Raw genomic sequence first — 3,646 nt, forward strand, 5'->3', positions numbered from 1 at the left:
CCGCCCCCCCGCCCCCCCCCCCCCCCCGCCGCGCCCCCCCCCCCCCCCCCCCCCCCCCCCCCCCCCCCCCCCCCCCCCCCCCACTCCTACAAGGGTTACGTGTGAACCCGTTATTGTTGTTGCACGGAGATAACCGGCGTCGGCGACACGAACACCTTCGCATGCATCTGCTCACTCCCGCCGCCCCGGCGCATGCCGCGTACCGGGCAGGCGTCCAGATAATCCAGGCCCACCGCCAGTTTCAAGTGCCGCTCCGGTCGGGCCAATTGGTTGGTCACATCAAAGCTGTACCAGGCGTCATCCAGCCACGCTTCGGCCCAGGCGTGACTGGCCAGGTGCTCGGCGTCCTCGCTGTACAGATAACCCGACACATACCGCGACGGAATCCCCAGGCTGCGTGCGCACGCCAGAAATGCATGGGTGTGATCCTGGCAAACCCCGGCGCGCCCGGTGAAGGCTTCGGCGGCGCTGGTATCGACTTCGGTCGAACCCGGCGTGTAGGTCATGTGCTGATTCAAGCCATGCATCAGGTCGATCAGCGCCGTGCGATCACGCCGCTGCTTGCAGGATCTTGCCGCGAACGCCCGTAGCGCCTCGTCCGCCTCGGTCAAACGGGTAAAGCGCAAGAACGGCAGCGCCGACTGGCTCTCATGCTCGGCCTCGCGCAATTCGTCGATATCGACCTGCCCCCGGGCGCCGATGATGATCGCTTCGTGCGGCTCATCCATGGTCAGCACATGCAGAATATTGCCGAACGGATCGAGCTGGGCACGCACCGGACGCGGCAGGTCGAGCTGCCAGCTCAACACATGCTGACGCTCGCTGTCGTGCGGGGTCAGGCGCAGATACTGGATGCTCGCCCGCACCTGATCTTCATAGTGATAGGTGGTCTCGTGGCTAATGGAAAGTCTCATGCAGCCTCCAGGTATGAACTGTGAATCGCGTTGCCCAGTTGGCGCACCAGCGGGATGAATTCGGTGAGCCAGGCGTGCAGGCCTTCGGCGAGGATTTCGTTGATGCCGGTGTAACGCAGCCGCGCGTCCATCTCAGCGGCCAGGCGTTGTGCCGGACGGCCGTTGGCGCCCGGCAACTGGGCGAGGATCTGGTCGATTTCCTCGGTGCAGGCGCGCAACGAGCGCGGCACATCGGCGCGCAACAGCAGCAGCTCGGCGACATGCCGGGCGCCGGGGGCATCGCGGTAGATCTCGGTGTAGGCCTCGAACGACGACAACGCCCGCAGCAGCGCACTCCATTGATAGTAGGCGTGGGCGGTGCCGTCACTGACGGCCTCGGCCTGATCGCCGGCCATTTCGTAGCGTGCATCGAGCAGGCGCAGCGTGTTATCCGCACGCTCGATAAACGTCCCCAGACGAATGAAGCGGAATGCATCGTTGCGCATGATCGTGCCGTAGGACGCACCACGGAACAGGTGCGAGCGCTCCTTGATCCACTCGCAGAAACGGCTCATGCCGTAGCGGCTGAGGCCCTGTTCGGCAATGCCGCGAATCTCCAGCCAGGTGGCGTTGATGTTTTCCCACATGTCCGCGGTGATCCGCCCGCGCACCGCATGCGCACTGGCCCGTGCCGCACCGAGGCAGCTGTAGATGCTCGCCGGGTTGGCCGCATCAAGGGCGAAAAAGTGCAGCAGGCGTTCGGCGTGCAGTTCGCCGTGACGCTCCAGATAATCGTCGAGGGTGCCGGTGATCATCAGCGGCATGGCCAGTTCGTGCAGACCGTCGCCGCGACCGTCCTGCGGCATCAGCGACAGCGAATAGCTGACATCGAGCATGCGCGCGAGATTTTCCGCCCGCTCCAGGTAACGCGACATCCAGTACAGATCCGAGGCAGTTCTACTTAACATGGCAAGCTTCCTTCAATCCTCGACCACCCAGGTGTCCTTGGTTCCGCCACCCTGGGAGGAGTTCACTACCAGGGAGCCTTCGCGCAGGGCGACACGGGTCAAACCGCCGGGCACAACCCGGGTTTCGCGGCCTGACAGCACAAATGGACGCAGGTCGATATGGCGCGGCGCAATGCCGTTTTCGACAAAGGTCGGACAGGTCGACAGCGACAGCGTTGGTTGCGCGATATATGCGTGAGGCTTGGCTTTGATCCGCTCGCGGAACGCATCGATTTCCGCCGTCGTCGACGCCGGCCCCACCAGCATCCCGTAACCGCCGGAGCCCTGAGTTTCCTTGACGACCAGATCCGGAAGATTGGCCAGTACGTGGGAAAGTTCAGAGGGGTTGCGGCACTGCCAGGTCGGCACGTTTTTCAGAATCGGTTCTTCGTCAAGGTAGAAACGGATCATCTCGGTGACAAACGGGTACACCGATTTGTCATCCGCAACCCCGGTGCCGATGGCATTGGCCAGCACCACGTTGCCCGAGCGATACGACGACAACAGTCCCGGTACACCGAGCATCGAATCAGGATTGAACGCCAGCGGATCGAGGAACGCGTCATCGAGACGGCGGTAGATCACGTCCACCGCTTTCGGCCCGTCGGTGGTGCGCATGAAGACCTTGTCGTCGCGCACGAACAGATCGGCGCCCTCCACCAGTTCAACGCCCATTTCCCGCGCCAGAAAAGCATGTTCGAAGAACGCACTGTTAAAGCGCCCCGGCGTCAGCACCACCACACTCGGGTCATCGATCGGGCTGGAACTCTTCAGCGTGTCGAGCAACAGGTTCGGGTAGTGGTCGATGGGCGCAATGCGCTGGGCGGCGAACAGCTCCGGGAACAGGCGCATCATCATCTTGCGGTCTTCGAGCATGTAGCTGACGCCGCTCGGCGTGCGCAGGTTGTCTTCGAGCACGTAATAAGTGCCGTCGCCATCGCGCACCAGATCGACGCCGGAGATGTGCGAATAGATGTCGCGGTGCAGATCCAGGCCCTGCATCGCCAACTGATACTGCTCGTTGGCCAGCACCTGTTCGGCGGGGATGATCCCGGCCTTGATGATGCGCTGCTCGTGATAAAGGTCGGCGAGGAACATGTTCAACGCCTTGACCCGCTGGATGCAGCCACGCTCGACGATCCGCCACTCGCTGGCGGGAATGCTGCGCGGAATGGTGTCGAAAGGAATCAGGCGCTCGGTGCCCTGCTCGTCCCCATAGAGCGTAAAGGTGATTCCCGCCCGGTGGAACAGCAGATCGGCCTCACGTCGCCGTTGTGCCAGCAACTCGTCAGGCGTGTCGGCCAGCCAGCGGGCGAACTCCCGGTAATGCGGGCGGACCTGGCCGCCGACATCGTACATTTCATCAAAATAGGTGCGGATCATGCCGTACTCCTTGTCACCCGGACCTACAGGCCTTCGCAAGGCCCGTGCCATCGGCATAAACGCTTTGATTTCAATCGCTTGGATAATCACGCCGCAAGCACCGCACCATTCCTGTGCGACAAATGCCCCAAGCTGATTGCCCCCGCCTCATTGCGACGCAGTGCTGTCGCCTATCACCAGCATAGTCAGAGTTGATTTCACTGCCTGGGTCGGCCTACGGATAATCGCCGCATCCGCTGGAAACTTCCTTGTTGAAGGCTTCAGCCCAACTGATCCGGACTGCCAGCGCAGTCCCCGCAGGCCGTAACCCTGACCGGTTTCCTCTCCTTATCGGTCTTCCCTTTTAGCCACCCTCTCCGGTGG

The 3,646-nt window shown here is 62.7% G+C and carries 3 protein-coding genes; all 3 read right to left on the reverse strand.

Annotated elements, in window-relative coordinates:
- Positions 1-110 precede the first annotated feature (110 nt).
- The 3 genes from NTD85_RS20620 to NTD85_RS20630 are packed head-to-tail and all read right to left on the reverse strand — an operon-like array spanning position 111 to position 3,283.
- The gene (locus tag NTD85_RS20620) at positions 111-914 is read right to left on the reverse strand and encodes a transglutaminase family protein (protein ID WP_262143076.1); all 804 of its coding nucleotides are present in this window, start codon (positions 912-914) and stop codon (positions 111-113) included.
- Positions 911-1,861, reverse strand: coding sequence for an alpha-E domain-containing protein (locus NTD85_RS20625; protein ID WP_003223228.1), 951 nt, complete (start codon positions 1,859-1,861; stop codon positions 911-913). Before NTD85_RS20625 ends, NTD85_RS20620 begins: the two co-directional genes overlap by 4 nt.
- A 12-nt stretch (positions 1,862-1,873) precedes the next feature.
- Entirely contained in the window at positions 1,874-3,283 is a 1,410-nt protein-coding gene (locus NTD85_RS20630) for a circularly permuted type 2 ATP-grasp protein (RefSeq protein WP_003223227.1), read from the reverse strand.
- Between the last annotated feature and the right edge of the window lie 363 nt (positions 3,284-3,646).

This window comes from Pseudomonas sp. 13B_3.2_Bac1 (assembly GCF_025466205.1).
Lineage (GTDB): Bacteria > Pseudomonadota > Gammaproteobacteria > Pseudomonadales > Pseudomonadaceae > Aquipseudomonas > Aquipseudomonas fluorescens_H.

Coding starts and splice junctions, on each gene's coding strand:
- NTD85_RS20620 (WP_262143076.1), bottom strand. CDS start 914: ATGAGACTTTCCATTAGCCACGAGACCACCTATCACTATGAAGATCAG.
- NTD85_RS20625 (WP_003223228.1), bottom strand. CDS start 1,861: ATGTTAAGTAGAACTGCCTCGGATCTGTACTGGATGTCGCGTTACCTG.
- NTD85_RS20630 (WP_003223227.1), bottom strand. CDS start 3,283: ATGATCCGCACCTATTTTGATGAAATGTACGATGTCGGCGGCCAGGTC.